Annotated in this window: 20 protein-coding genes and 1 pseudogene; 17 read left to right on the forward strand and 4 right to left on the reverse strand. The window is 62.9% G+C overall.

The features are described 5' to 3' along the window. Positions 1 to 4 precede the first annotated feature (4 nt). The 9 genes from AACY45_RS08615 (at position 5) to AACY45_RS08655 (ending at position 14,467) form a co-directional block, all read left to right on the forward strand. The gene (locus tag AACY45_RS08615; protein WP_339545064.1) at positions 5 to 2,149 is read left to right on the forward strand and encodes a 3-hydroxyacyl-CoA dehydrogenase NAD-binding domain-containing protein; all 2,145 of its coding nucleotides are present in this window, start codon (positions 5 to 7) and stop codon (positions 2,147 to 2,149) included. A 96-nt stretch (positions 2,150 to 2,245) separates the two neighbouring features. Then, on the forward strand, positions 2,246 to 2,974 hold the full coding sequence (locus AACY45_RS08620) for an amidotransferase (RefSeq protein WP_339545065.1): 729 nt from the start codon (positions 2,246 to 2,248) through the stop codon (positions 2,972 to 2,974). 479 nt (positions 2,975 to 3,453) lie between these two features. Beyond that, positions 3,454 to 4,170 carry an MgtC/SapB family protein gene (locus AACY45_RS08625; RefSeq protein ID WP_339545066.1) on the forward strand — a complete coding sequence of 239 codons (717 nt, stop codon included), beginning with the start codon at positions 3,454 to 3,456 and terminating at the stop codon, positions 4,168 to 4,170. A gap of 81 nt (positions 4,171 to 4,251) precedes the next feature. Continuing rightward, on the forward strand, positions 4,252 to 4,878 hold the full coding sequence (locus tag AACY45_RS08630) for a response regulator transcription factor (RefSeq protein ID WP_339545068.1): 627 nt from the start codon (positions 4,252 to 4,254) through the stop codon (positions 4,876 to 4,878). A gap of 9 nt (positions 4,879 to 4,887) precedes the next feature. Continuing rightward, positions 4,888 to 8,514, forward strand: coding sequence for a transporter substrate-binding domain-containing protein (locus tag AACY45_RS08635; RefSeq protein ID WP_339545069.1), 3,627 nt, complete (start codon positions 4,888 to 4,890; stop codon positions 8,512 to 8,514). A 121-nt stretch (positions 8,515 to 8,635) separates the two neighbouring features. Then, positions 8,636 to 9,856: an EAL domain-containing response regulator gene (locus tag AACY45_RS08640; RefSeq protein ID WP_339545070.1), complete on the forward strand. Its 1,221-nt coding sequence runs from the start codon at positions 8,636 to 8,638 to the stop codon at positions 9,854 to 9,856. Positions 9,857 to 9,982: 126 nt separating this feature from the next. Further along, positions 9,983 to 10,417, forward strand: a complete 435-nt coding sequence (locus AACY45_RS08645; protein WP_339545071.1) for a response regulator — start codon at positions 9,983 to 9,985, stop codon at positions 10,415 to 10,417. Between the two features lie 135 nt (positions 10,418 to 10,552). Continuing rightward, positions 10,553 to 11,200, forward strand: coding sequence for a response regulator transcription factor (locus tag AACY45_RS08650; RefSeq protein WP_339545072.1), 648 nt, complete (start codon positions 10,553 to 10,555; stop codon positions 11,198 to 11,200). A gap of 12 nt (positions 11,201 to 11,212) precedes the next feature. Next, entirely contained in the window at positions 11,213 to 14,467 is a 3,255-nt protein-coding gene (locus AACY45_RS08655; RefSeq protein ID WP_339545073.1) for a transporter substrate-binding domain-containing protein, read from the forward strand. Here the strand turns inward: AACY45_RS08655 and dkgB are convergent. Then, entirely contained in the window at positions 14,464 to 15,267 is an 804-nt protein-coding gene (gene dkgB / locus AACY45_RS08660) for a 2,5-didehydrogluconate reductase DkgB (protein WP_339545074.1), read from the reverse strand. The genes AACY45_RS08655 and dkgB overlap by 4 nt on opposite strands. 144 nt (positions 15,268 to 15,411) lie before the next feature. After that, entirely contained in the window at positions 15,412 to 16,320 is a 909-nt protein-coding gene (locus tag AACY45_RS08665; RefSeq protein ID WP_339545235.1) for a LysR substrate-binding domain-containing protein, read from the reverse strand. 104 nt (positions 16,321 to 16,424) lie between these two features. On the opposite strand from AACY45_RS08665, the gene AACY45_RS08670 reads away from it, so the two are divergent. The 4 genes and pseudogenes from AACY45_RS08670 to AACY45_RS08685 all read left to right on the forward strand — a co-directional run. Further along, the gene (locus AACY45_RS08670; RefSeq protein ID WP_339545075.1) at positions 16,425 to 17,291 is read left to right on the forward strand and encodes a pirin family protein; all 867 of its coding nucleotides are present in this window, start codon (positions 16,425 to 16,427) and stop codon (positions 17,289 to 17,291) included. A gap of 93 nt (positions 17,292 to 17,384) precedes the next feature. Continuing rightward, positions 17,385 to 18,068, forward strand: a complete 684-nt coding sequence (locus tag AACY45_RS08675) for an isochorismatase family protein (protein WP_095078858.1) — start codon at positions 17,385 to 17,387, stop codon at positions 18,066 to 18,068. Positions 18,069 to 18,125: 57 nt separating this feature from the next. Continuing rightward, entirely contained in the window at positions 18,126 to 18,752 is a 627-nt protein-coding gene (ycaC, locus tag AACY45_RS08680) for an isochorismate family cysteine hydrolase YcaC (RefSeq protein WP_095167725.1), read from the forward strand. 241 nt (positions 18,753 to 18,993) lie between these two features. Then, a pseudogene (locus AACY45_RS08685) lies at positions 18,994 to 19,746 on the forward strand (mechanosensitive ion channel family protein); the annotation flags it as partial. 139 nt (positions 19,747 to 19,885) lie between these two features. Here the strand turns inward: AACY45_RS08685 and AACY45_RS08690 are convergent. Next, entirely contained in the window at positions 19,886 to 20,275 is a 390-nt protein-coding gene (locus AACY45_RS08690) for a VOC family protein (protein ID WP_339545076.1), read from the reverse strand. A gap of 171 nt (positions 20,276 to 20,446) precedes the next feature. On the opposite strand from AACY45_RS08690, the gene AACY45_RS08695 reads away from it, so the two are divergent. From AACY45_RS08695 to AACY45_RS08710, 4 genes are all read left to right on the forward strand, one after another. Next, a complete protein-coding gene (locus AACY45_RS08695) occupies positions 20,447 to 20,761 on the forward strand; it encodes a type 1 fimbrial protein (RefSeq protein ID WP_339545077.1) in 315 nt (104 codons plus the stop codon). 116 nt (positions 20,762 to 20,877) lie between these two features. Then, a complete protein-coding gene (locus AACY45_RS08700; protein WP_339545078.1) occupies positions 20,878 to 21,378 on the forward strand; it encodes a sigma-70 family RNA polymerase sigma factor in 501 nt (166 codons plus the stop codon). A gap of 40 nt (positions 21,379 to 21,418) precedes the next feature. Continuing rightward, entirely contained in the window at positions 21,419 to 22,393 is a 975-nt protein-coding gene (locus tag AACY45_RS08705; RefSeq protein ID WP_339545079.1) for a FecR family protein, read from the forward strand. Positions 22,394 to 22,490: 97 nt separating this feature from the next. After that, positions 22,491 to 24,941, forward strand: coding sequence for a TonB-dependent siderophore receptor (locus tag AACY45_RS08710; protein ID WP_339545080.1), 2,451 nt, complete (start codon positions 22,491 to 22,493; stop codon positions 24,939 to 24,941). 63 nt (positions 24,942 to 25,004) lie between these two features. On the opposite strand, the gene AACY45_RS08715 is transcribed toward AACY45_RS08710, so the two are convergent. Beyond that, the gene (locus AACY45_RS08715) at positions 25,005 to 26,156 is read right to left on the reverse strand and encodes an MFS transporter (RefSeq protein WP_339545081.1); all 1,152 of its coding nucleotides are present in this window, start codon (positions 26,154 to 26,156) and stop codon (positions 25,005 to 25,007) included. Positions 26,157 to 26,191 lie beyond the last annotated feature (35 nt).

Consider the following 26,191-nt stretch of genomic DNA (forward strand, 5'->3'; position numbering starts at 1 on the left):
GTTCATGACTGATGCCATTCGTTACGAAAAAGGTCAGGACCGGATCGTGATCCTGACCATGGATATGCCGGGCCAGAGCGCCAACACCATGAATGCGCGGTACCGCGAGGCCATGGCCGCCTGTGTCGCGCGGCTGCTCGCCGAGCAGGACAGCATCGCCGGGGTCATCCTCACCTCAGCCAAGAAAACCTTTTTTGCCGGTGGCGACCTCAACGAACTGATCAAGGTCGGCAAGCCCGAGGCCAAGGCGTTCTACGCCATGGTCCTGGAGCTCAAAAGCCAGCTGCGCAGCCTGGAGACCCTGGGTAAACCGGTGGTCGCGGCGATCAACGGCGCGGCGTTGGGCGGTGGCTGGGAAATCTGCCTGGCCTGTCACCACCGGGTTGCCCTGGACCACAGTGCGGTGCAGATCGGCCTGCCGGAAGTGACCCTCGGCCTGTTGCCGGGCGGTGGCGGGGTGGTGCGCATGGTGCGCCTGCTGGGCCTGGAGAAAGCCTTGCCGTACCTGCTCGAAGGCAAGAAAGTCCGCGCCCAGCAAGCACTGCAAGCCGGGCTGATCGATGAGTTGGCGCTGGATCATGCGGACTTGCTGGCCAAGGCCCGGGCCTGGATCCTGGCCAATCCGGCGGCGGTGCAGCGCTGGGACGTCAAGGGGTACCAGATCCCCGGTGGTACGCCGGCCCATCCCAAGGTTGCACAGATGCTGGCCATCGCCCCGTCGATCCTGCGTAGCAAAACCCAGGGTTGCCTGCCGGCGCCGGAGAAGATCCTCTGTGCGGCTGTCGAGGGCGCCCAGGTGGATTTCGCCACGGCACAGCTGATCGAAACCCGTTACTTCACCGAACTCACCACCGGCCAGGTGGCGAAGAACATGATCGGCACCTTCTGGTTCCAGCTCAATCAGATCAATGCCGGCGGTTCGCGGCCAGGGGGGGGGGCGCCGTACCAGACGCGCAAGGTCGGGGTGCTGGGTGCGGGCATGATGGGCGCCGGTATCGCCTACGTCAGTGCGGTGGCGGGCATCGAGGTGGTGCTCAAGGACATCAACCTGGCAGCGGCCGAGAAGGGCAAGGCCCACTCGGCGACGTTGCTTGAGCAGAAGGTCGCCCGCGGCCAGTTGAGCGCCGAGCAACGCGACGCCACGCTGGCGCGGATCACGCCCACCGAACAGGATGCCGACCTGGCCGGTTGCGACCTGGTGATCGAAGCCGTATTCGAAGATCGCGAACTCAAGGCCCGGGTCTCGGCGGCCGCCCAGGCAGTGGTCGGTGCCGACGCGGTGATCGCCTCCAACACCTCGACCCTGCCCATCGGCGGCCTGGCGCGGGCAGTGCCGGACCAGGGCAAATTCATCGGCCTGCACTTCTTCAGTCCGGTGGAAAAAATGCCCCTGGTGGAAATCATCAAGGGTGCCCACACCCGCGATGAAACCCTGGCCCGGGGGTTCGATTTTGTCCTGCAAATCAACAAAACCCCGATTGTGGTCAACGACAGCCGGGGCTTCTTCACTTCGCGGGTATTTGGCACCTTCACCCACGAAGGCATTGCCATGCTTGGCGAAGGTATCGCCGCGCCGATGATCGAAACCGAAGCCCGCAAGGCCGGGATGCCGATTGGGCCCCTGGCGATCTCCGACGAGGTCTCCCTGAGCCTGATGAGCCATATCCGCCAGCAGACGGCCAAGGACCTGCAAGCCGAAGGCAAGCCACTGCCAGAGCATCCGGCGTTTGCCGTGATCGACCAGTTACTCAACGAGTACAAGCGGGCGGGCAAGGCCGCTGGCGGTGGTTTCTACGACTACCCGGCCGGCGCACCAAAACACCTGTGGGCGCAGCTGAAAACCCGTTTCGAGCGGGCTGACGGGCAGATTTCGCCACAGGACGTGCGCGATCGCCTGTTGTTTGTGCAGGCCATCGAGACCGTGCGCTGTGTGGAAGAGGGCGTGCTGATGTCGACCGCCGACGCCAACATCGGTTCGATTTTCGGCATCGGCTTTGCCCCATGGACGGGCGGGGCCCTGCAGTTCATCAACCAGTACGGGGTCAAGGATTTTGTTGCCCGTGCCCGCTACCTTGCCGAACAGTACGGTGAGCGCTTTGCGCCGCCGGCGCTGTTGCTGGAAAAAGCGGCCAAGGGTGAGCTGTTCTGAAGCGTTGAGGGTGCATCTCGGGGCTTGCCTTGCCAGGGGGTTTCAAGGCAGGCTCTGGGGTGTCAAATATTCCCATCATCGTGTCAGGTATTTTTTATGTCGCTACGCATCTGCATTCTGGAAACCGACATCCTGCGTCCAGAACTGGTCGATCAATACCAGGGTTACGGGCAGATGTTCCAGCGCCTGTTTTCCCAGCAACCGATCGCCGCCGAGTTCACCGTGTACAACGTGATGCAGGGCGAGTACCCCAGCGATGACCTGACATTCGACGCCTACCTGGTCACCGGCAGCAAGGCCGATTCGTTCGGTACCGATCCCTGGATCGAAACCCTCAGGACTTACCTGCTGACGCGCTATGAGCGCGGCGACAAACTGCTGGGCGTGTGCTTCGGCCATCAATTGCTGGCGCTGCTACTGGGGGGCAAGAGCGAGCGCGCAAGCCAGGGCTGGGGCGTGGGTACCCACAACTACAAAATGGCGGCCAAGGCCCCCTGGATGAGCCCGGTGCGCGAGGAGTTGACGTTGCTGATCAGCCACCAGGACCAGGTCACCGCGCTGCCGGCGAATGCCACAGTGATCGCTTCCAGCGATTTCTGCCCCTATGCCGCGTATCACATCAACGACCAGGTGTTGTGTTTCCAGGGCCACCCCGAGTTCATCCACGACTACTCGCGGGCGTTGCTGGACATTCGCCAGCAGTTTCTTGGCGAGCAGATCTACCAGCAAGGCGTGGCCAGCCTGGCCCAGGACCACCACGGCAGCACCGTGGCCGAGTGGATGATGCGGTTTGTCGCGCACAAGCCTGACACCCAGGCGTCCTGAGCACAGCGGTTAGCGCGGGGGTGGGTCATCCCGCCCTCAGTCTGAACCGCGACTGAACGCCCCCCCGCAACATCCAGATTCAAGGTTTACCCTGCTCAACGCGAGGCGTAAGCTGCGCGCGTTTTCATCCAATACGGAGACCCACAGTGGGTATTTGTTCGAGCGACAGTCGTCGGCCGGTTACGACAACCGGCACCGTCTCGGCAAGATAACGCGCAACCCGCTTGTGCCGTTGTCTCGCCGATAAACAGCGAGCAGCGGTTTCCTCCGATCACGGCCAGTCCTGGCCGTCGTGCGACACCCCTCTCATCGACACTGAACAGCCTGTGCTGGCCACCTGGGGTGGACATGACCGGCTGTCGACGTGCCAGTCTTTTGTCCGGCGCGTCCCCCCTGTCCTGGTTTTTACCGGGGCAGCGTTCGGTCGTACCGGCTTGATGGTCTTCCTGCACTTGGCAACCCAGTCAGGAAATCTACCTATGCAAGCACTCAACAACATCAATCTCGACTCACTGGTCGACACCCTGGTCAGCCTCAGCGCCGCCTTCATCCTGGGAGGGTTGATCGGCTTCGAGCGCCAGTACCGCCAACGCACGGCGGGTCTTCGCACCAACGTGCTGGTGGCCGTCGGCGCGGCCATATTTGTCGACATGGCCAACCGCCTGGCCGGCGCCGAGGGGGCCGTGCGCGTGGTGGCCTATGTGGTCTCCGGGATCGGCTTTCTCGGTGCTGGGGTGATCATGCGTGAAGAGGGCAATGTCCGCGGGCTGAATACCGCCGCGACGCTCTGGGCTTCGGCGGCAGTCGGCGCCTGTGCCGGTGCCGACCTGGTGCTCGAAGCGCTGCTGGGCACCTTGTTCGTGCTGGCGGCGAACACCTTGCTGCGGCCGATCGTCAATAACATCAATCGTCAGCCACTGGACGTGGTTTCGGCCGAAGTGACCAACATCGTCTACGTCATCGCCCAACGCTCCCGGCAAAAAGCTGTATTTGCCCTGCTCGAAGCCGAGCTGGAACGCAGCAACTACCCGGCCAGCGATGTCGACGTGCATGCCTTTGGCAGCGATGAAGTGGAAATCGAAGCGACCCTGGCCACCACCTCGGTAGACGGCGACGAACTGGACGCCCTGGTGGCGCGCTTGAGCCTGTCACCGCTGGTGCAACAAGCCTTCTGGAGCCCGAGCACCACCGAGTAATGGGGCCGCCCCGTGCACTGGGCGGGGAATGTTGCGGCCAGACGGGATATCATGGCGTTTTGCTTGGTCTGCAGGGGTCCCATGTACAAGGCATTGATCGTGGACGATCACCCGTTCATTCGGTCTTCAGTCAGGGTGCTGCTGGAGCAAGAGCAGTTTGCCGTGGTGGCCGAGGCGGGCAACGGTGCCGATGCCGTGCAACTGGCGCGCGAGCACTCGCCCGACCTGGTGCTGCTGGACATCGCCATGCCCAAGCTGGACGGCCTGGAGGTCATCAGCCGGATCAGCGCCCTGCGCCTGCCGATTAGAATCCTCGTGCTGACCTCCCAGGCCCCGCAGTTCTATGCCATGCGCTGCATGAAAGCGGGCGCCGCCGGCTACCTGTGCAAGACCGATGACGTCGACGAACTGCGCAAGGCCCTTGCCGCGGTGATGCACGGCTACACGTTTTTCCCCAACCTGGCGGACAGTTCGGTACGCCGCAGCGACGGCCAGACCAGCGAGTTGGAACTGATCCAGAGCCTGACCGACCGGGAGCTGAGCATTCTCCAGCAACTGTCCAACGGCTTGAGCAACAAGCAGATCGCCGAGGCAATGCTGCTGAGCAACAAGACCGTGAGCACCTACAAGACCCGCCTGATCGAGAAACTCAACGTCAAGTCGGTGGTGTACCTGGCGGCCTTCGCCAAACGTAATAACCTGCTGTAGATGAGGTCCATGGGAAGGTACCTGGGCGCCCTTGGCGTCGTGCTTGTCGTGTTCGCCAGCGCTGTACTGGCGGCCGAGCCGTTGACCTACAAGCTGCTGGGGCGCTCCACGGTCGAGGGGTATCAGGTCGATCTCGACGACAGCGACCGGCGCTGGTTACGCAGCCAGGGCACGCTGGTGCTCGGGGCATCGGAGCCGGAGTACCCACCCTTTGGCATCACCAGCAATGGCCGCGATTTTGAAGGCATCACCGCCGACTATGCGCAGTTGCTCGGGCAGTTACTGGGAGTCGAGGTCAACGTCCGCAGCTACGGCTCGCGGGGTGACGTGATCGCGGCACTCAAGGCGCACCAGATCGATTTTCTCGGCACCTCCAACGGCTTTGAGGTAGCCGATCCGCAGGTGGTGCTGTCCAATGCCTATGCCGACGACCAGCCGACCCTGGTCAGCCGTATCGATGCGCCCCGTGAAGTCACGCCGGACCTGGCGGGCAAGCGCTTGGCCATGGTCTATTACTACCAGCCCCCCGAACAGGTGCAGGCGTTCTACCCCAAGGCGCAGTTGCAACTGTACCCCTCGACCCTGAGTGCGATCGGCGCGGTCGCGTTTGGCCAGGCGGATGTCTACATCGGCGACGCCATCGGTGCCAACTACCTGATTCTGAAAAACTACCTGAACAACGTTCAGTTGGTCGATTTCTCGCGCATGGAGGTCAACGATTTTTCCTTCGCCCTGGCCCGGGACAACCCGCGCTTGTTGCGCATCATCAATGCCGCATTGGCTGCTATTCCCGCGGAAGAACGGCAGACCATCCTGCGGCGCTGGCATGCCGGCAGCGCCAGTCTCTCGGGGAAAAATCGAGTGCAGTTTACGGCCAGCGAACAGCGCTGGATGGACGCTCATCCCCGGGTGCGGGTGGCCGTCGACAGCAGCTTTGTACCGCTGTCGTTCTACAGCAGCGAGGGTGAGTTTCGTGGGGTAACGGCCGATCTGCTGGCCAAGATCAGCCTGCGCAGCGGCTTGAAGTTCGACATTCAACAAGGTTTTGCGGTGCCGGAGCTGGTCCAGCGGATCGAGTCGGGCCAGGCCGATCTGCTGGTGTCCCTGACCCCCAGTGCCGAGCGAGATGGCAAGCTGCGTTTCACCCGCCCTTATCTCAATACCCCCTACGTGCTGGTCAGCCGCACGGCCGACAATACGGCGGCGACCCTGGATGAACTGGACGGTCGGCGCCTGGTCCTGACCCAGGGCAGCGCGGTCAAGGACATGATCGCCACGCGTTATCCGGGCATTCATTTGCGCGAGGCGGACAATGCCCTGCAGGCCATGGCCATGGTGACCCGCGGCGAGGTGGATGCTGCGGTCAGCTCGCTGATCACCGCGCGCTACATGATTTCCTGGCAGTACCGCGATCAATTGCAGATCACCAGCACCGTCGGCACGTCTGCGGCCTATATGGCTTTTGCCACGGCGCGCGAGGCGCAGGAACTGCATTCGATCCTGGACAAAACGATGTTCAGCATCCCCCCGGAAGAAATGGACGAACTGACCAATCGCTGGCGCAGCGAGGTGGTGGTCGATGACAGTTACTGGCAGCGCTACCGTTCGACGATCATCCAGGGGTTTGCCATTGCCGGCCTGCTGTTGGTGGTGGCGCTGGTCTGGATCGGCTACCTGCGCCGCCTGATTCATAAACGCGAGCAGGCCGAGCGGGCGCTTGGCGATCAACTGGAGTTCATGCGCGTGTTGATCGATGGCACACCGCACCCGATCTATGTGCGCGATCGCCAGGGCTGCCTGATGGTTTGCAACAATGCCTATCTGCAGGTGTTCGGGGTTGAGCGCGAGTCGGTCGTCGGCAAGACTGTGATCGCCGGCAAGCTCAAGAGTGTGGTCGAGGCCAGGGTTTTTCACGAAGAATATCTGCAGGTGATGGCGCAGGGGCTGCCGCGGGTGCTCGACCGGCAACTGACTCTGTCGGCCACGGATGTGCGCACCATCTATCACTGGATGTTGCCCTACCGGGGCAGCGATGGCCGGGTCAACGGCATGATCGGGGGCTGGATCGACGTCAGCGAGCGCCAGCAGTTGCTGGAGCAGTTGCGCGAAGCCAAGGACGAGGCGGACGAGGCCAATCGGGCCAAGACTACCTTCCTGGCGACCATGAGCCACGAGATCCGCACCCCGATGAATGTGGTGATCGGCATGCTTGAGCTGGCAATGAAAAAGGCCGAGCAGGGGATCACGGACCGTTTTGCCGTCGAGGTGGCCTCAGGGGCCGCGCGGGGCCTGCTGGAGTTGATTGGCGACATCCTCGACATCTCGCGTATCGAGTCCGGCCACCTGTCGCTGGCCCCCGAGCGCGCCAATTTGCGCGCCCTGGTGGAGTCGGGCGCTCGGATTTTCGAAGGCCTGGCCCGGCAGAAGCAATTGCACCTGCACCTGGAGGTGGATGCCGCCGCCAATCAGGATGTGTTGATCGACCCGCTGCGCTTCAAGCAGATCATTTCCAACCTGCTGAGCAATGCCATCAAGTTCACTGAGCAGGGCCAGGTGCGCCTGCGTGTGCAGGTCACCCCGGACGGTGACAGCCAGGGGCTGACGGTGGTCGTCCGGGTGGAAGATTCCGGCAGCGGGATCTGCCTGGCAGACCAGCAACGCCTGTTCAACCCCTTCAGCCAGGCCAGCAACAACCTGCAGCCGGCACGCAGCGGCTCCGGCCTGGGCTTGATGATCAGTCGCACGCTGTGCGAAATGATGGGCGGCACCCTGCACCTGTCCAGCGTGCTGGGCCAGGGCACACAGATTGAAGTGAGCTTGCGCTTGCCGGTTCTCGAGCCCCTGGCCGCCCGCCTTGACGACAAGCAAATGCCCGCGGCGCAGGGCCAGGTGCTGAATATCCTGGTGATTGATGACTACCCGGCCAATCGCCTGTTGTTGTCCCAGCAACTGACTTACCTGGGGCATCGGGTCAAGGAGGCGCAGGACGGCGCCCACGGCTTGTGTGTCTGGCGTAGCCAGCATTTCGATGTGGTCATCACCGACTGCAACATGCCACTGATGAACGGCTATGAATTGACCCAGGCGATTCGCGCCGAAGAACGCGCCAGGGGGCTCGAACCCGGTCTGATCCTGGGCTTTACCGCCAACGCGCAGCCGGAGGAAAAGGTCCGCTGCCGCGAGGCAGGGATGGATGGCTGCCTGTTCAAGCCCATCAGCCTGCGGGACTTGAGCGCGTGCCTGGCCAGCGTGGCCCCGGACACCGTGCCGGTACCGACCCTCGAGGAGCGTCGCGAACCCACCGATGCCATCGATCTGGACAACCTCGAACAGTTGACCCGCGGTGACCGCGCATTGATCAGGAGCCTGCTGGGCGATCTGGCCAGTAGCAACGAAGAGGACATGTCGCGGCTACTGAAGTTGTTCACCCGCCATGATGTCAACGGTTTGGCAGACCTGGCCCACCGGGTCAAAGGTGGGGCGCGGATCATCAAGGCGCAAGGCCTGATTCACTGTTGTGAGCGTCTCGAGGCGGCCTGCGAGGGGGGCAATGAGGTGCAACTGACGGCGGCGGTGGATGCCCTGCAGCAGGCCATGGAGCGCCTGGGCGAGACCCTGGAACAACAGGTGGGCTGAAGGGCAAGGGGTTACACAGGTTTGAATGGGGGAATGGGCAACTCTGGGAAATTTCCTACAAGTTTTAGGACGTTTCCTAATTAAGTTCGGGAAGCGGGCGGCGATAATCAGGCAACTTTTCATGAAGCGGGCCGCCCAAATGATACTGCCGATCAGGGTTCTGGTACTCGAGGATCACCCCTTTGTACGCGCCGTAGCCGTCAAAATGCTCACGCAGTTGGGCTGCGAGGCTGTGTTCCAGGCCAGCGATGGCGCGCAAGCACTGGCGGTCCTGGAGGAGGTGGGGGCTGTGGACATCGCCCTGTGCGACCTGTGCATGGAGGGCATGGATGGCCTGGAGTTCTTCCGCCAGGTGGGGCAGTCAGGGTTGGTCGGCTCCATCATCATCAGCAGTTCACTGTCGGCGGACCTGCGCCGCGCAGTGCGCCAGATCGTCGCATTGTCCGGGCTCAGGCTGCTGGGTGATGTCGGCAAACCCTTGCACCCACAGGCGCTGGGCCAGTTGCTGGAAAAACACTTGATCAGCCCCCGAGAAGAGCAGGCGCCGCAGCCTGCGCCCCCACCGGCGTGTGCCAACGAGGTACGCCAGGCCCTGCAGGATGGTCAACTCCAGCCCTACTACCAGCCGAAAGTCGACCTGTTGAGCGGTGCGGTCCGTGGCGTGGAAGTGCTGGTGCGCTGGCTTCACCCGTTTCGTGGCGTGCTGTCGCCCGTGGCGTTCCTGCCCGAACTTGAGCGTGCCGGCTTGTTGGACTCGCTGCTTTTTACCCAGATTGACCAGGCCCTGACCCTGCAACGCCAGGCGCGCGAGCAGGGCTTCGCCTTCAACGTGGCGTTCAACCTGCACGCCCAGCAACTGGCCAATCCGCAACTGGTGCCCACCATCCGCGGCATTCTTGCGCTGCAGGGCACACCCGGCTCGAGGCTGACGTTCGAGCTGACTGAAAGTGGCCTGCTCGAAGCCCCGGCCACCAGCCTGGAGAGCCTGGTGCGCTTGCGCATGATGGGGTGCCAGCTGTCGATCGATGACTTCGGCGCGGGCTTTTCCTCGTTGCAGCGCCTGTGTCAGTTACCGTTCAACGAGATCAAGCTGGACGCCGAGTTTGTCCGCACCTTTGAGGATCAGCCACGTTGCCGGGCGGTGATCAGCAGCACCCTGGCCCTGGGGGAGGCCTTGGGCATGTCGGTGGTGATCGAAGGGGTGGAAACCTGGGAGCAGCGCCAGCAGTTGCTCGATCTGGGCTGCACCCAGGCCCAGGGTTATTTGTTTGCCCGCCCCATGAGTGGCCCCGATCTGTTGCGCTGGCTGCAGGTGTCTGCGGTCTCGCAACAAAAAACCTGATCGAGAATGGAACTGTTTCTTTAGGAATAGTCCTACAGAAACGTCGCGGTATTGCCCTTAGTCTTGCAGGCTCTTGAAAGGGCTGGTTAAAGACCGGTCGCACTGTCTTTGCAGAGTTAGTCAACCATGCCAAATAAAGCCTTACGCATCCTGATCGCCGATGAGCAGCACTTTCATCGCATGAAAATCGAACGTGGCCTGAACCAGCTCGGTTACTACCGGATCGCCCCCGTGCACGCGCTCGAAGAGTTGCTCACTGTTGTGGAGTACGGCTGCGAACCCTTCGACCTGGTCATCCTCAGTGCCAGCCTGGCCACGGCTTGCGGGCTGGACCCGCTGGGTTTGTGCCAGGACAACCTGCAGATCCGCCATGCCTTGATCTACGATACCGAGCAGGCTGGATTGCCCGCCCATGGGCCCGTGGCACCGCGCAAGGTGCTGCTCCACCAGGCCCGTCTCCCCGACCAGGAAACCCTGGAAAGCCTGATGCTGCGGGTCGATACCCCCGTACCGCTGTCCGAGCGTGGACACAGTTGGCAGCGCGACAGTTTGCGTGCCTGAGCAGCCTTGATCCGGGCCACCGTTCGTCGGAACTGTCAGATCTGACAGGTAGTCCGGGCATTCCCCTTCGTGCAATAGTCGTCGCGCAGCCGTAGCGCCAGCGTTGGCGCACGCCGTGTACCTTAGGAACCACCCATGAGCTCACTGTTGATCATCGATGATCATCCAGTTATTCGTGCCGCTCTGAAAATGATGCTTGGCGCCCTCAAGGACACCCACAACCGGACGGTCTTGCGGACCATCCTGGAGGCCTCCAACGGGGTTGAGGGCCTGCAGATGGTTCGTCAGCACGCGCCCTCTCTGCTGGTGCTCGACCTCAATATGCCAGGGCTCAGCGGGCTGGACTTTCTCCTTCGCCTGCAGCGTGAGCGCATCCCCACGCGGGCGGTGGTGTTCACTGCCAACGAGCCGCGGTTTTACATGGAACGCTGCATTCGGGCTGGCGCCATGGGCTTCGTCGAAAAAACCAATGACCTGCAGGAGCTGCGCAAAGCCGTTCAAGCACTGCTCAGTGGCTACACTTACTTCCCCCGGCTGGATACCAGCACGGTGAATCTGAGCAAGGTGCAAGTCGACGAGCAGCAGATGATCGACACGCTCTCGGACCGTGAGCTGAACATATTCCAGGCGCTCGCCCGGGGGGTTACCAACAAGGAAATCGCCGAGCGCCTGCACCTGAGCCACAAGACGGTCAGCACTTACAGGACCCGCTTGATCGAAAAACTCAACGTGAAATCCGTCGTCCACCTGAGGGATTTCGCCAAGCGCAATCATCTGATCTGAAGGGCCATCGACATGCGTGCCTGGCTGCTGCTGGTGACGTTGCTCAACTTGTGCTGGTCGGTGAGCAGTCCCGCCGCCGAGCCGCAACCCTTGCAGTTGTTGGGGCGTTCGAGTGTCGACGGCTACCGGGTCGAGTTGGCGGCCACCGACTGGCACTGGCTGAGGACCCAGGGCCGTTTGCGGCTGGGGGCTTCGGCACCGGATTACCCGCCCTTCGAAAACACGATCAATGGGAATAATTTCGAGGGCATCACCGCCGATTTTGCCAGGCTGATCGGTCAGTTGCTGCATATCCGGGTGGAGGTCCAGCGCTACGACTCGCGCCAGGCCGTGATTGCCGCGCTGAAGCAGGGCGAGATCGACCTGCTGGGGGCCGCCAATGGGTTTGAAGCGGCCGACCGGCAGTTGGTGATGTCCCGAGCCTACGCCGAGGACGCGCCCATCCTGGTGACCCGCCGGGGCGACAGTATGCGCCTGGCGCCGGATCTGGCGAACCTGCGGGTGGCAATGCTCGACCATTACCTGCCGCCGCAGACGATCAGGGCCGCGTATCCCAAGGCGCACCTGGAGCTGTATCGCTCGACCCTGAGCGCCGTCGGCGCGGTGGCGTTCGGCGGTGCGGATGTGTACCTGGGTGACTCCATCAGCGCCAGCTACCTGATCAACAACCACTACCTGAGCAACGTGCAACTGGCCCAATTCGCGCGCCTGGAAGTCAACCCGTTCGGCTTTGCCCTGAGTGTCGACAACCCGCGGTTGCGACGCATCATCGACGCCGCGCTGGCGGCGATCCCCGAGCAGGAGCGCACCCGCATCTTGCGCCGCTGGAGCGCCGGCAGCAGTTTCGGCGACAGCCAACGGGTGCAATTGAGCGCGAGCGAGCAACGTTGGCTGGAGCAACATCCCCAGGTCAAGGTCGGCTTCATGCGCAACTTTGCGCCGCTGTCGTATGAAGACGAAAATGCGCAATTTGCCGGGCTCGGCGCCCAGGTCCTGGACCGCATCAGCCTGCGCACCGGGCTGAAATTCCAGGCGCTGGGGGGGAACTCCCTCGATGGCCAGATCGCCCGGCTCAAGGCCGGCGAGCTGGACATGTTGGCCGGAATCACCCCGACCCTCGAACGCCAGGCCCTGATGCAGTTCACCCGGCCATACCTGATCAACCCCTATGTGCTGGTCTGCGCGATCGGCAACAAGACCCCGGTCACGCTCAAGGATCTGGCGGGCAAGCGGGTGGCGGTGGTCAGCCGTAACCCGCAACGTGAGTTGATCCGTCGTCATGCCCCCAGCGTGCGCTTCATCGAAGTGGACAGTCCCGCCCAGGCGATGGCGCTGGTGGCCAGCGGCGGGGCGGAGGCGGCGTTGAATACGCTGATCAGCGCGCGCTACATCATTGCCCGGCGCTACCGTGACACGCTTCAGGTGGCCAGTACCGTGGGCGCCGAACCGGTGCACATCAGCTTTACCACGCCGCGTGGGGCGGTCGAACTGCATTCGATCCTGAACAAGGCATTACTCAGTATCGCTCCGGAAGAAATGGACGAATTGGCCAACCGCTGGCGTACTGGGCTGCCGGTCGACGACAGCTATTGGTCACGCTACCGCACCCCGATCATCCAAGGGTTTGTGGCCGCCAGCCTGCTGTTACTGGTGGCGCTGGGCTGGATCACCTATCAGCGGCAGTTGATCCGCAAGCGCCAAGTGCTGCTGGATCAAGTGCAGCAGGCCAGGGCCGCCGCTGACGACGCCAACCGCGCCAAGACCACGTTCCTGGCCACCATGAGCCACGAAATCCGCACGCCGATGAACGCGCTGATCGGCATGTTGGAGCTGGCGAGCAAAAGTGCCGAACAGGGGGTGACCGACCGCGTCGCGATCGAGGTCGCATCCAGTGCCGCGCAGCACTTGCTGGAGCTGATTGGCGACATCCTCGACATCTCGCGGATCGAGTCCGGGCATTTGACCCTGGTGCCGGAGCGGACCAACCTGCGGCTGCTGGTGACATCGGTGAGTGCGGTATTCGAAGGCCTGGCACGGCAGAAAAACCTGGCGTGGCAGGTGGAACTGGACGTGCGCTGCCAGCGCGATGTGTTGATCGATCCGATGCGCTTCAAACAGGTCCTGTCCAACCTGTTGAGCAACGCCATCAAGTTCACCCACACCGGGCACATTCGCCTGATGCTGCGGGTGGTGCCTGGCACCATTGCCGGGCATGTGGCGGTCACGGTGCTGGTCGAGGACAGCGGGATCGGCATCAGCCACGCCGACCAGCAGCGCCTGTTCAGCCCCTTTGTGCAGGCGGGCCAGGGCGCGCAGGACGGGCGCAGTGGCTCGGGCCTGGGCCTGGTGATCAGCCGCTCCTTGTGCGAGCGGATGGCCGGATGCCTGCAACTGAGCAGTGTGCTGGGCAGCGGGACCCGGGTTGAAATTGCCCTCGATCTGCCGACGCTGCCCCCCTTGAGCGAGTCGTCGCTCGGTAGCGAAACCACGACGACGAAGCCAGGACGTTCGTTGACTGTGCTGGTGGTGGATGACTACCCGGCCAATCGCCAGTTGCTCGCCCAGCAGTTGAGCCATCTGGGGCATCGGGTGCAGTTGGCCAAAGACGGTATAGAGGGGCTGCAATCCTGGTGTGAGCAGGTGTTTGACGTGGTGATCAGCGACGTCAACATGCCGGCACTCAACGGATATGAATTGGCGGCGGCGATCCGCGACGAGGAGCGCCGCCTGGGATTGCCTCCCTGCCTGATCCTGGGCTTTACCGCCAACGCCCAACCCGAGGAAAAGATCCGTTGCCAGGAGGCCGGGATGGATGACTGCCTGTTCAAGCCGATTGGCCTGCGCGCCCTCGATACGGCCCTTGCGCGGGGCACCCCGAACACCGACGAGCCGTGGCCGCCCACGCCCACGCCAATGGCCGATGCCGCGCCGGATATCGACCTCAGTGGGCTGCGGCAGATGGACGGGGATGATCCGGCGATGATCGAGCATCTGCTGGCTCTACTGGCGATCAGCAATGCGCAAGACATGGCGCGGCTGCAGGTGCTTGATGCAGAAGACGACGTGCAGGGCCTGCTGACGCTGGCTCACCGCATCAGGGGCGGGGCAACGATGGTCAGGGCCCACCACCTGATCCGTGGTTGCGAGCTGCTTGAGGCCGCCTGCCTGGCGTCCGACAGCGCGGCCCTGGCGCAGGCAGTGCAAGGTCTGAGATCGGCCATGCAGCGTCTGGATCAGCACCTCAAGGACCTGAACCGCGCGACTTAATCCCAGTGCGGTGCGATGCCCTTGGGGCTGGTCAGGCGCTGGCCGCGCTCCAGTCCGGCGATCAGTGTCATTTCGGCGTCACTTAACGTCAGCCCAACCGCGCCCAGGTTGCTTTGCAGGTTGGCCCGTCGGGTCGATGAAGGAATCACCGCGTACCCCAGTTGCATGGCCCAGGCCAGAGTCACTTGCGCGGCCGTCGCCTGGTGCTGCCGGGTGATCTGGTTAATCACCGGGTCATTGAGGATTTCGCCGTAGGCCAGGGTCATGTAGGAGGTGATCTGAATACCATGGCGCTGGGAAAACTCCACCACCTTGCGGTTTTGCAGGTAGGGGTGCAGCTCGATCTGGTGGGTCGCAATGTTTTGCGCACCTACGGCGTCTATGGCTTGCTGCATCAGCTCGACGGTGAAGTTGGAAATCCCGATTTGCCGGGTCAGGCCCAGCTCCCGGGCTTGCAGCAGGGCGCTCATGAATTCCTCCACCGGCACCTGGTTTTCCGGAGACGGCCAGTGGATCAGCGTCAGGTCCAGGTAATCGGTCTTGAGCTTGCGCAAGCTGTCCTTGAGGCTGGCGATCAAGCTGTCCTTGGCGAAGTTGGCGATCCAGATCTTGCTGGTGATGAACAGCGCTTGCCGGGCAATGCCACTGGCGGCGATGGCTTCGCCGACATCGGCTTCGTTGTCGTAGATCTGCGCGGTGTCGATGGCCCGGTAGCCCAGTTCCAGGGCGGTGCTGAGCGAGTCGATGAGCACCTGGCCCTGCAGGCGAAACGTACCGAGGCCGAAGGCGGGAACAGACATGGGTGACTCCAGGAGGTGAGGGCGGGAATGGCCGTGAGTATCCCGCGCTCAGCCCTGGAGAAAAACCGCTGTGCCGGCAAAGCATTGTTTACTGAAAGTCATGAATGGGACGAGCAGCTTGAAGCTACAAGCGTGCAGCTGCTCCTACGCGATATCGCTGTGGCTGAATTCTTCTCCCAGGAAGTCGATCAGGGCCCGCACCGAGGGCAGCAAGCCGCGGCGCGAGGGGAAGATCGCGTGGACAATCCCGCACTTGGGCGCCCAGCCCGGCACCAGTTCGATCAGGCGCCCGGCCGCCAGGTCGTCGCGCACCACCACCGCTGGCAAGTGGGCGACGCCCAGGCCTTGCAGCACGGCGGTGCGCAGGGCGATCAGGTCGTCGGTCACCAGGCGTGGGTGATGGCGGATCAGCGCAGTGGCGTCTTGCGGGCCGAACAGTTCCCACTGGTATTCCCGTTGTGCCGCGCCCCAGTGCAGGCTGGGCAGGCCGCTCAGGTCGGCGGGCGAGGCGGGCGCCGACAACCGCTGGGCAAACGCCGGGCTGCCCACCAGCACCTGGGTGCTGTTGCCCAGCACTTTCATCACCAGGTCGGTGTTTTCCAGGGGCGGAAAACGCACTCGCAGGGCGATATCAAACCCCTCGTGGATCAAGTCGACGCGGCGGTTGGTGCTCTCGATGAACAACTCCACCAGAGGGTACTTGAGCATGTAGCGCGTCAGCATTGGCCCGACCCAGGAGTTCAGTAGCGCGGTTGGGCAACTGATGCGCACCAGGCCCTGGGGTTCGGAGCGGTTGCGTTCGATCAGTTCGGCGGCGCTTTCCGCTTCCACGCGCATGGCCAGGCATCGCTGGTAATAAGCCTGGCCGATTTCGGTGAGCGAGCAATGCCGGCTGGAGCGATGGATCAGGCGCACCCCGAGGCGCTCCTCAAGCTGGGCAATCCGCCGGCTGAGCTTGGATTTGGGCATGTCCAGGGCGCGCCCCGCCGCGGCAAATCCGCCGTGTTCAACCACCTCGGTGAAGTAATACAGGGTGTTCAGGTCTTCCACTATCGTTCCTCAAATAGAACGCTAAGAGCGATTTTTGCAGTCTATCCCATCAAAGGTGGCGGATTTAAGCTTTGTCCATGTTCTGACTCACCCCATTCGGAGGCACCATGAAAAACATCATCGGTATCTACACCAGCCCCAAAACGCACTGGGTGGGCGATGGTTTCCCGGTTCGCACACTGTTTTCCTACGACAACCTGGGCAAGCACATCAGCCCATTCCTGTTGCTCGACCATGCCGGTCCTGCGCAATTCACCCCCACCAGTGCCCGGCGCGGCGTTGGCCAGCACCCGCACCGCGGTTTCGAAACCGTGACCATCGTCTACGACGGCGAAGTGGAGCACCGCGACTCCACCGGCAGCGGCGGCAAGATTGGCCCAGGCGAGGTGCAATGGATGACCGCGGCCTCCGGGATCCTGCACGAGGAGTACCACTCCGAGGCGTTCGCCAAGACGGGCGGCACCCTGGAGATGGTCCAGCTGTGGGTCAACTTGCCCGCCAAGGACAAAATGGCCGAAGCCGGCTACCAGACTATCCTCGATGCAGACATCCCCAGCATCGCCCTGAAGAACAAGGCCGGCAGCCTGCGTCTGATTGCCGGTGAGTTCGACGGTCACAAGGGGCCGGCGCGCACTTTCACCCCGATCGACGTCTGGGACATCCGCCTGAATGCCGGCAAGGTGCTCAACCTGGACCTGCACGAAGGTCGCAACACCGCCCTGGTGGTGCTGCGCGGCACGGTTCAGGTCAACGGCCAGGAGCTGGTGCGTCAAGGGCAGTTGGCGCTGTTCGAACGCAATGGCGACCAACTTAGCCTGGAAGCCAACAACGATGCCGTGGTGCTGCTGCTCAGCGGTGAGGCGATCGACGAGCCGATCGTCGGTCACGGCCCGTTCGTGATGAACACCGAACAAGAGATTCACCAGGCGTTCGCCGACTTCCAGTCCGGACGCTTCGGCCAGATGCAGGGTTAAGCAGTACCGGTTCAACCACCCGCTCTACACAGGATGCGTAGGCCGGTTCCTGGGCCAGGGATGGCTGTTGCCTAAACGAAAGAGGAAACGCACATGAGCACCCACAACGCGGCCAACTTCAACGGCCTGAAACCGACCATCGACCCCAACGACAGCGCGCTGCTGTTGATCGACCACCAAAGTGGCCTGTTCCAGATCGTCAAGGACATGGACGTGCCGCAACTGCGTGCCAACGCCATTGCCCTGGCCAAGGCGGCGACCTTGTTGAAGATGCCGGTGATCACCACTGCCTCGGTACCTCAGGGGCCGAACGGGCCGCTGATTCCGGAAATTCATCAAGAGGCACCGCACGCCCGGTACGTGGCGCGCAAAGGTGAAATCAACGCCTGGGACAATCCTGAATTTCGCGCGGCGGTCGAAGCTACCGGCAAGAAAACCCTGGTCATCGCGGGCACCTTGACCAGCGTCTGCTTGGCGTTCCCGTCGATCGCGGCGGTGCATGAAGGCTACAAGGTGTTTGCGGTGGTCGACGCTTCCGGTAACCACTCGAAACTGGCCACTGATCTGACCATTGCCCGCTTGGCGCAAGCAGGGGTGGTGCCGATCGACATCATGGCTACGCTATCTGAGCTGCAAGGCTCGTGGAACCGTCCAGATGCCGAGCAGTGGGCGGCTGTCTACGCCCAGGCCATGCCGCATTATCAATTGCTGATCGAGAGCTACATCAAGGCTCAACAAGTGGCGAACGAACACGAAGTGCTGGACTCCCAGCGCTAACCGGGTACCCCCACGCCGACATTCACTCGGCATCGATAACACGCGAGGACTACTGCAATGACTACTTCTTACAAGCGTCTGGACAAGGATAACGCCGCCGTTCTGTTGGTGGATCACCAGGCAGGCCTGCTGTCGCTGGTACGCGACATCGACCCCGATCGTTTCAAGAACAACGTGTTGGCGCTGGCCGACCTGGCCAAGTACTTCAAGCTGCCGACCATCCTGACCACCAGTTTTGAAACCGGCCCCAACGGTCCGCTGGTACCCGAGCTCAAGGCACTGTTCCCGGATGCGCCGTACATTGCGCGTCCTGGCCAGATCAACGCCTGGGACAACGAAGACTTCGTCAAGGCAATCAAGGCCACTGGCAAGAAGCAACTGATCATCGCCGGTGTGGTGACTGAAGTCTGTGTGGCGTTCCCGGCTCTCTCGGCCCTGGCCGAAGGTTTTGAGGTGTTCGTGGTGACGGATGCGTCCGGTACCTTCAACGAATTGACCCGGCAATCGGCCTGGGATCGCATGTCGTCCTCAGGCGCCCAACTGATGACCTGGTTCGGCCTGGCGTGCGAGCTGCATCGCGACTGGCGCAATGATGTGGAAGGGCTGGGCACCTTGTTCTCCAACCACATCCCGGACTACCGCAACCTGATGACCAGCTACAACACCCTGACCAACAGCAAGTAACCTTGCCCGGGTGGCGTACCCCGATTCCGTACGCCATCCCTCACCCCCTGTAGGAGCAAGCTTGCTCCTACAGGTTTTTCTGCGGTCCCTTCTTTGCCTGCCCTCAATTGCTCCTACACTGTGCCCAATCCGTGCAGTCGTCACGGCATTGGCTTGGCTGGAGTGGTTCGATACTGTCCTTTTTTACTGATCATCCGCTGATCATCCGCTGATCTGCGCCTTGGCCCTGATTCTTCTCGACATGCTGTTGTGGCGGTTGCTCAGCGCCAGTAGCAGCTATTGGAAGCTGTTGGTGCGGGTGCTGATTTTTTCGCTGTTCAGCATGGTGCTGTTCAACGAAGGCCTGAACCCGCTGCAGACCGCGCCCTGGCCGGACAATGTGCCGTTGCACCTGGCGGCGCCCGGCCTGCAGATCGGCTGGTGGCTGTTCGCTGCGAGAACCCTGACGGTGCTGATCGGCGCGCTGATGATGCAGCGCGTCGGGCATACCGGGCGATTGTTGCAGGACCTGCTCGGCGCGGTGATTTTCCTGATTGCGGTGATTGCCGCGCTGGCCTATGTCCTCGACCTGCCGGTCAAGGGGGTATTGGCCACCTCCGGGGCGGTGGCGATCATTGTCGGCCTGGCGCTGCAAAGTACCCTCAGTGACGTGTTCTCGGGGATCGTGCTCAACACCACCAAACCCTATCAACTCGACGACTGGATCTCCATCGACGGCATGGAAGGCCGGGTCATCGACATCGACTGGCGTGCCACGCGCCTGCAGACCTCCCAGGGCAGCATGGCGGTGATTCCCAACTCCCTGGCGGCCAAGGCCAAGATCATCAACTTCAGCCGCCCGAGCGACATTTTCGGCATTGCGGTCAGCGTGCAGGTCAGCCCCCATGCCCGCCCGCAAACAGTGATCGAAGCATTGGAGCGGGCGATGCAGGGGGGCCGGCAATTGCTCGCGAAACCTGCCCCCAGCGTGGCGCTGAAAAGTGCCGGCAGCAGCGAAGCGATGCGCGCCTTGCTCGACTACCGCCTGCACAGCGCCCAGAACCTGACCCAGGAAGTGCCGAAAGTGCTGGCGAAAAAAGGCTTTCTACAGTGGTTGCGGCATCGACCCTAGTCGTCGGTCAATGTGGGGGGCGTCAGCCAATCGGCGAGCAGAGTTCCACCAGCGTGCCATCCGGGCAGCGCACGTAGGACACGGTTTGCCCCCAGGGTTTGTGCACCGGGACGGCGATTTCCCGGGCACCGGCCTGCAATGCACGGGCGTGGGCCGCCGGCACGTCGTCGGTAACCAGGGCCACTTCCATGCCCAGTGGTTTGGCCGAGGCATGGGCCGAGACGTGGCCAGTGCTGAAGTTCATGCTGGCCAGTTCATCGGCGGCAAAGGCCAGGGCGGTTTCGCCGGTTTCCAGTTCGCCGTAGGTGCCCGACTCATGGATAAACCGGGTGGCCAGGCCGAAGGCCGAGGAGAAAAATTCGAGGGACGCGCGAACGTCGGGGACGTAGATAATCAGGTAGCCGAACTTCATCGTTGAACACTCCTTGTTGTGCCGGTTGGCGGGCGAATCTAGCACGAGACAACGCTGGCCTGCGCGGACGTTGTAGACCTTGCCGCTCAGGCACCCCCGCTGTTCCTTTAAAAACTCAAGATTCCAGCCAGACGTGCCGATGCAGTCTTTATCCCCTAAGGAGCATTGATCATGAACCGCAAGCAACTGTTGCTCGGAATCAGTTTGTACGCTGCATTCAATGGCCTGTGTATGGCGGCCAGCGCGCCCTCCCAGGGCGTTATCCGCTTTCAGGGGGCGATTGTCGAACCCGCTTGCACCTCGGGTACAGACACGGGTGCCGTCGTGGCGCTGACGGGGTGCTCGGCACAGAGCCGGGGGACGACTATCGAGGCGCAACGCCTGGTTCCGGTCAGCCAGGTCACGGCCCTCGACGCTTCGGCAGTCAAGGTCAAGTTGTTGGCCGAGACGGGCCGGGACAGCCGGTCCGCTCGGGCAATTACCTGATCACCCTGAGCATGCCTTGAGAGCGAGCACTGAGAGGATGAGTGGTCTGGGCGGTGCATTGCCGGCATTAATAGGAAGCATTACTATTCACGCCCTCGCCACCACAGCGCACCGTAATGACCCCCAAGCTGCCCCGCAGACCCGGATTTTTCGAGCACTACGAAGAGTTGGTCGGTACCTGGACACGCCGGCTGCGCAACCGTGCGTCAGCCGAGGACCTGGCCCACGACACCTTCGTGCGGGTGCTGGAATCCGACTCGAGCCAGGTGCAGCAACCACGGGCCTATTTGCACCAGACCGCGCGCAATATCGCGGTCGATGGTTATCGGCGTGAGGACCGGCGGGGCGCCATGGAGTCCGAGGCGATTGATCTTCGTGGGGCGTCGAGTGACGACCCGGAGCACTACATGCACGCGATCCAGCTGGCTGACTGCATCGAGCGGGCGCTGTCCGAGTTGCCCGCCAACTGTCGCAAGGTGTTCATCTGGCAGAAGCTCGAAGGACTGACCCAGGCGGAAATCGCCGAACGCCTGGGACTGTCTAAAAACATGGTGGAAAAGTATATGATCCGCACCCTGCGGCATCTACGCGAGCGCCTCGACGGGGCCGCGCCATGAACGGCCAACCCTTTCCAGCCACCGCCCGACAGGACCTTCCATGATCGATACCCGTGATTGCGCGTGCGGGCAGACCACGGTACGCGACGAGGCGGCGCTGTGGTTTACCCGTGTGCAGGATGCACCGCTGAGCCCAGGCGACCAGCAACGGTTTAGCGCCTGGCTGGCGCAACACCCTCAGCACCGCGACGAATATCAACTGCTGCAAGGCCTGTGGAATGCCACCGAGCTGGTGCCCAAGGCGCGCTTGCAAGCCCTGTGCGCAACCCCGCCCACGCGGATCCAGCGCCGGCCGCTGTTGCAATACGCGGTAGCGGCCAGTGTGCTGGCGGTGGCGGTGGGTTTCGGCCTGGTCAATGGCCTGGGTGGCCCGGCCAGCTACCGTGCGGAGTTTTCCACCGCCTTGGGCGAGCGACGCCAGGTGAGCTTGCCGGACGGCTCGCTGATCGAGCTGAACAGTCGCAGCCAGGTCCGGGTGAATTTCCAGGGGGACCAACGGGGCATCGAACTGACCCAGGGCGAAGCCATGTTCCACGTCGAGCACGACAGCCGCCGGCCGTTCGTGGTGGTGGCGGGTGCGGGCAAGGTGACGGTGACCGGCACTCGCTTTGATGTACGCCGCGACACTCAGCAAACGCGGGTGGTGGTGGAGCAGGGCCAGGTCAAGGTTCAGGGGCGCGACCGTGATGTCGTCAACCTCACGGCGGGGTTGGCAACCCGGATTGACGCGCAGGGTCGGGTCGCTCCGGCCCAGGCGGTCGATGCCCCGGCGCTGACCGCCTGGCGCAGCGGCAAGCTGGTGTTCAACGATGCCCGCCTCAGTGAAGTGGCAGCGGAAGTCTCGCGTTATCGGGAGCGGCCGTTGACCGTGGGCAGTGCAGCGGTGGGCAATCTGCGTCTGACCAGCGTGTTCAAGTCCGACAACACCGAAGCCTTGCTCAAGGCCTTGCCGAGCATCCTGCCGGTGGCGATCCGTACCCACGATGACGGCAGCCAGGAAATAATTGCGCGATAGATTCAGGTTTTTTTCGAGTTCTTCGTCTTCTTGTCCAACTGCAACTGGTTTGCATTAACAGCCGCACCTATTTGTGATCAACAGGACAAGGTTCGACGTGAAAACCCCCCGCGCGAAAAACAACAATCCCGCCACGCTTTCTTCCCGTTGGCTGCCCCTGGCGCTGGCGCTGGCCGTCAACGCCGGCATGCCGCTGGCGTACGCCGAATCGGCGGCTGGCACTCTCCACATTCAGGCGCAACCCCTGGGAGCGGCCCTGAGCCAACTGGGTCAGCAAACCTCCCTGCAGGTGTTTTTCGATCCGCAACTCGTGGCCGGCAAGCAGGCGCCGGCGGTGGAGGGCAACCTGTCGCCGGAGCAAGCCTTGCGCCAGTTGCTGCAGGGCAGCGGCCTGGAGTATTCGATCGACCAGGGTTCGGTCACCCTGAGCCCGGCCGCCACGTCGGCGTCCGGATCGGGGCCGCTGGAACTGGGGGTCACCGACATCACCGTGGTCGGCGACTGGCTGGCCGACGCCAACGCGGCCGTGGTGCAGAACCACCCCGGAGCGCGCACGGTGATCCGTCGCGAAGCCATGGTCGAGCAGGGCGCCATGACCGTCGGCGACGTGCTCAAGCGCGTGCCTGGGGTACAGGTCCAGGACGCCAACGGCACGGGTGGCAGTGACATCTCCCTGAACGTTGGCGTGCGTGGCCTGACCTCGCGCCTGTCACCGCGCTCCACGGTGTTGATCGATGGGGTCCCGGCCGCCTTCGCCCCTTACGGCCAGCCGCAGCTGTCGATGGCGCCGATCTCCTCCGGCAACCTCGACAGTATCGACGTGGTGCGGGGCGCCGGTTCGGTTCGTTATGGCCCACAGAACGTCGGCGGGGTGATCAACTTCGTTACCCGCGCCATCCCGGAGAAAGCCACCGGGGAAATCGGCAGCACCCTGGAAACTTCCCAACGCGGTGGCTGGAAGCACATCGACACAGCGTTTCTGGGCGGCACAGCGGACAACGGCATCGGCGTGGCGCTGCTGTACTCCGGGGTCAACGGCAACGGCTACCGGGAGAGCAACAACGGCAACGATATCGACGACGTGATCCTCAAGACTCACTGGGCCCCCACCGATGTCGACGATTTCTCGCTGAACTTCCACTACTACGACGCCAAGGCCGACATGCCCGGCGGGCTGACCCAGCAGCAGTACGACGAAGATCCCTACCAGTCGGTGCGCGACCACGACAACTTCGCCGGTCGGCGCAAGGACGTGTCCTTCAAGTGGGCACGGCTGATCGACGATCGCACCCAGGCCGAAGTGCTGACCTATTACTCCGACAGTTTTCGCGGCAGCACCATCGCCGCCCGCGACCAGAAAACCTTGAGTTCCTACCCGCGCACCTACTACACCTTCGGCATCGAGCCACGGGTGTCCCGTGTGTTCGATGTCGGCCCGACGTCCCAGGAAGTCAGTGTGGGTTATCGCTACCTCAAGGAGGGCATGCACGAACAGGCCAGCCGCCTGGCGCTGGTGAACAACCAGCCGGTGCAGACCCCGACCTCCGACGGCCACGTCTACCAGGACCGCACCGGCGGCACCGAAGCCAACGCCTTCTACGTCGACAACAAAATCGATGTCGGCAACTGGACCGTGACCCCGGGTATTCGTTTTGAAGACATCCGCACCGAGTGGCACGATCGCCCGGTGCTCGATACGTCGGGCAAGCCGGTGCAGGAGAAACGCCGCAGCATCGACAGCCATGAACCGCTGCCGGCCTTGAGCGTGATGTATCACCTGTCCGATGCCTGGAAGCTGTTCGCCAACTACGAAACCTCGTTCGGCGCCTTGCAGTACTTCCAACTGGGCCAGGGCGGTTCGGGTGATCAGACCGCCAGCGGCCTGACCCCGGAAAAGGCCAAGACCTACGAAATCGGTACGCGCTACAACGATGACGCGTGGGGCGGTGAAGTGACGCTGTTCTACATCGACTTCGACGAAGAGCTGCAATACATCAGCAACGATGCCGGCTGGACCAACCTGGGCGCCACCACCCACCAGGGCATTGAAGCCTCGGTGCACTACGACATGGCCGCGCTCGACCCACGGTTCGATGGCCTGAGCGCCAATGCCGGCGTCACCTACACCCGTGCCGTGTATGAAGGCGAGATCCCCGGCTTCAAGGGCCGTGACCTGCCGTTCTACTCCCGGCAGGTGGCCACCGTCGGCCTGCGTTACGACGTCAACCGCTGGACCTACAACGTCGATGCGTTCGCCCAGTCCAAGCAGCACTCACCGGGCACCGCGGTGAATGCCGATGGCAGTTTCAGCGGCGACTACATCACCGAAGGCACCGCCGACGGTCAGTACGGCGACATTCCGGGTTACGTGACCTGGAACGTGCGTGGCGGCTATGACTTTGGCGCCCAACTGTCGAACCTGAAGCTCGGCGCCGGGGTGAAAAACCTCTTCGACAAGCAGTACTTCACCCGCTCCAGCGACAACAATGCGGGCATGTACGTCGGTGCGCCACGGACTTTCTTCGTCCAGGCCAGCGTTGGTTTCTGATAGACCGCAGTGCTTTCATCGCGAGCAGGCTCGCTCCCGCAAACGAGCCAGCTCGCGATGCTGTCACACCTTCAACACTTTCCCACCAATGGCCACCGCCACCAGCAACAGCGCCATCAAGCCAAAGGCAAAACTCAGGCTGCTGGCGTGGGCGACGAAGCCGATCACTGCGGGGCCGGCGAGAATGCCGGCATAGCCCAGGGTGGTGATAGCCGGTATGGCGATGCTTTCGGGCATCACCGTCTGTTTGCCGACCGCGGTGTACAGCACCGGCACAATGTTCGAACAGCCCACGCCCAGCAGTGCATAGCCCACCAAGGCCGCTTCCCAGCTCGGGGCGAAGGTCGCCAGGAACAAGCCCGCGGCGGCGGTCAAGCCACCGAACACAATCACCCGGGTAGCGCCCAGGCGCCGGACAATCCGGTCGCCGGTCAGGCGTCCGATGGTCATGGTCAGGGCGAACGCCGCATAGCCCAATCCCGCATAGGCGGTGTCGATTCCACGCTCCTGGGCGAGGAACACCGCGCTCCAGTCCAATGCCGCGCCTTCGGCCAGGAACACGATGAAGCACATGCCGCCAATGAACAGCACGATTCCGTGGGGCACTGCAAACGCCGGGCCGGAACGTTCGCTGCCGTAGGTCAGCAGATGGGGTGCGGCCTTGAACAGCGCCGCCAGCAGCATGACGATGACCACGGCCATCGCCCCCAACGGGGAGATCCCCAGGCCGAGCAGGGCGCTGACCCCGGCCGCGCCGACAATCCCGCCGAGGCTGAACATCCCATGAAAACCCGACATCATGGTTTTGCCGCTGGCGCGCTCGACAATCACCGCCTGCAGGTTGGTCGTCGAGTCCACCGTGCCCAGGCCGGCACCGAACAGGAACAGCGCCGCGATCAGCAGGGGCACCGTGGACACCGTCGCCAGCAACGGCAGCGCCAGGCAGATCAACAGCGTGCCGGCGGTCAGCACCCGCCGACAGCCGAAGCGCGTCGCCAGCACACCGGCCAGCGGCATCGCCAGGATCGAACCCACCCCCAGGCTCAGCAGCAGCAAGCCGAGGGTCCCTTCATCCAGCCCGGCCCGTGCCTTGGCGTAGGGCACCAGCGGCGCCCACGCGGCAATGCCAAAACCGGCGATGAAGAACGCGATGCGGGTCGACATCTGCTCGAGGCGCCCAGGGATTACCTGGGCGGGTGACGTGATGGCGGTCATGGAAAATCCTTGGTCTTTCAATGGATGCGGCAACA

The organism is Pseudomonas sp. RA_35y_Pfl2_P32 (assembly GCF_963970735.1).
In the GTDB taxonomy this organism is placed as follows: Bacteria; Pseudomonadota; Gammaproteobacteria; order Pseudomonadales; family Pseudomonadaceae; genus Aquipseudomonas.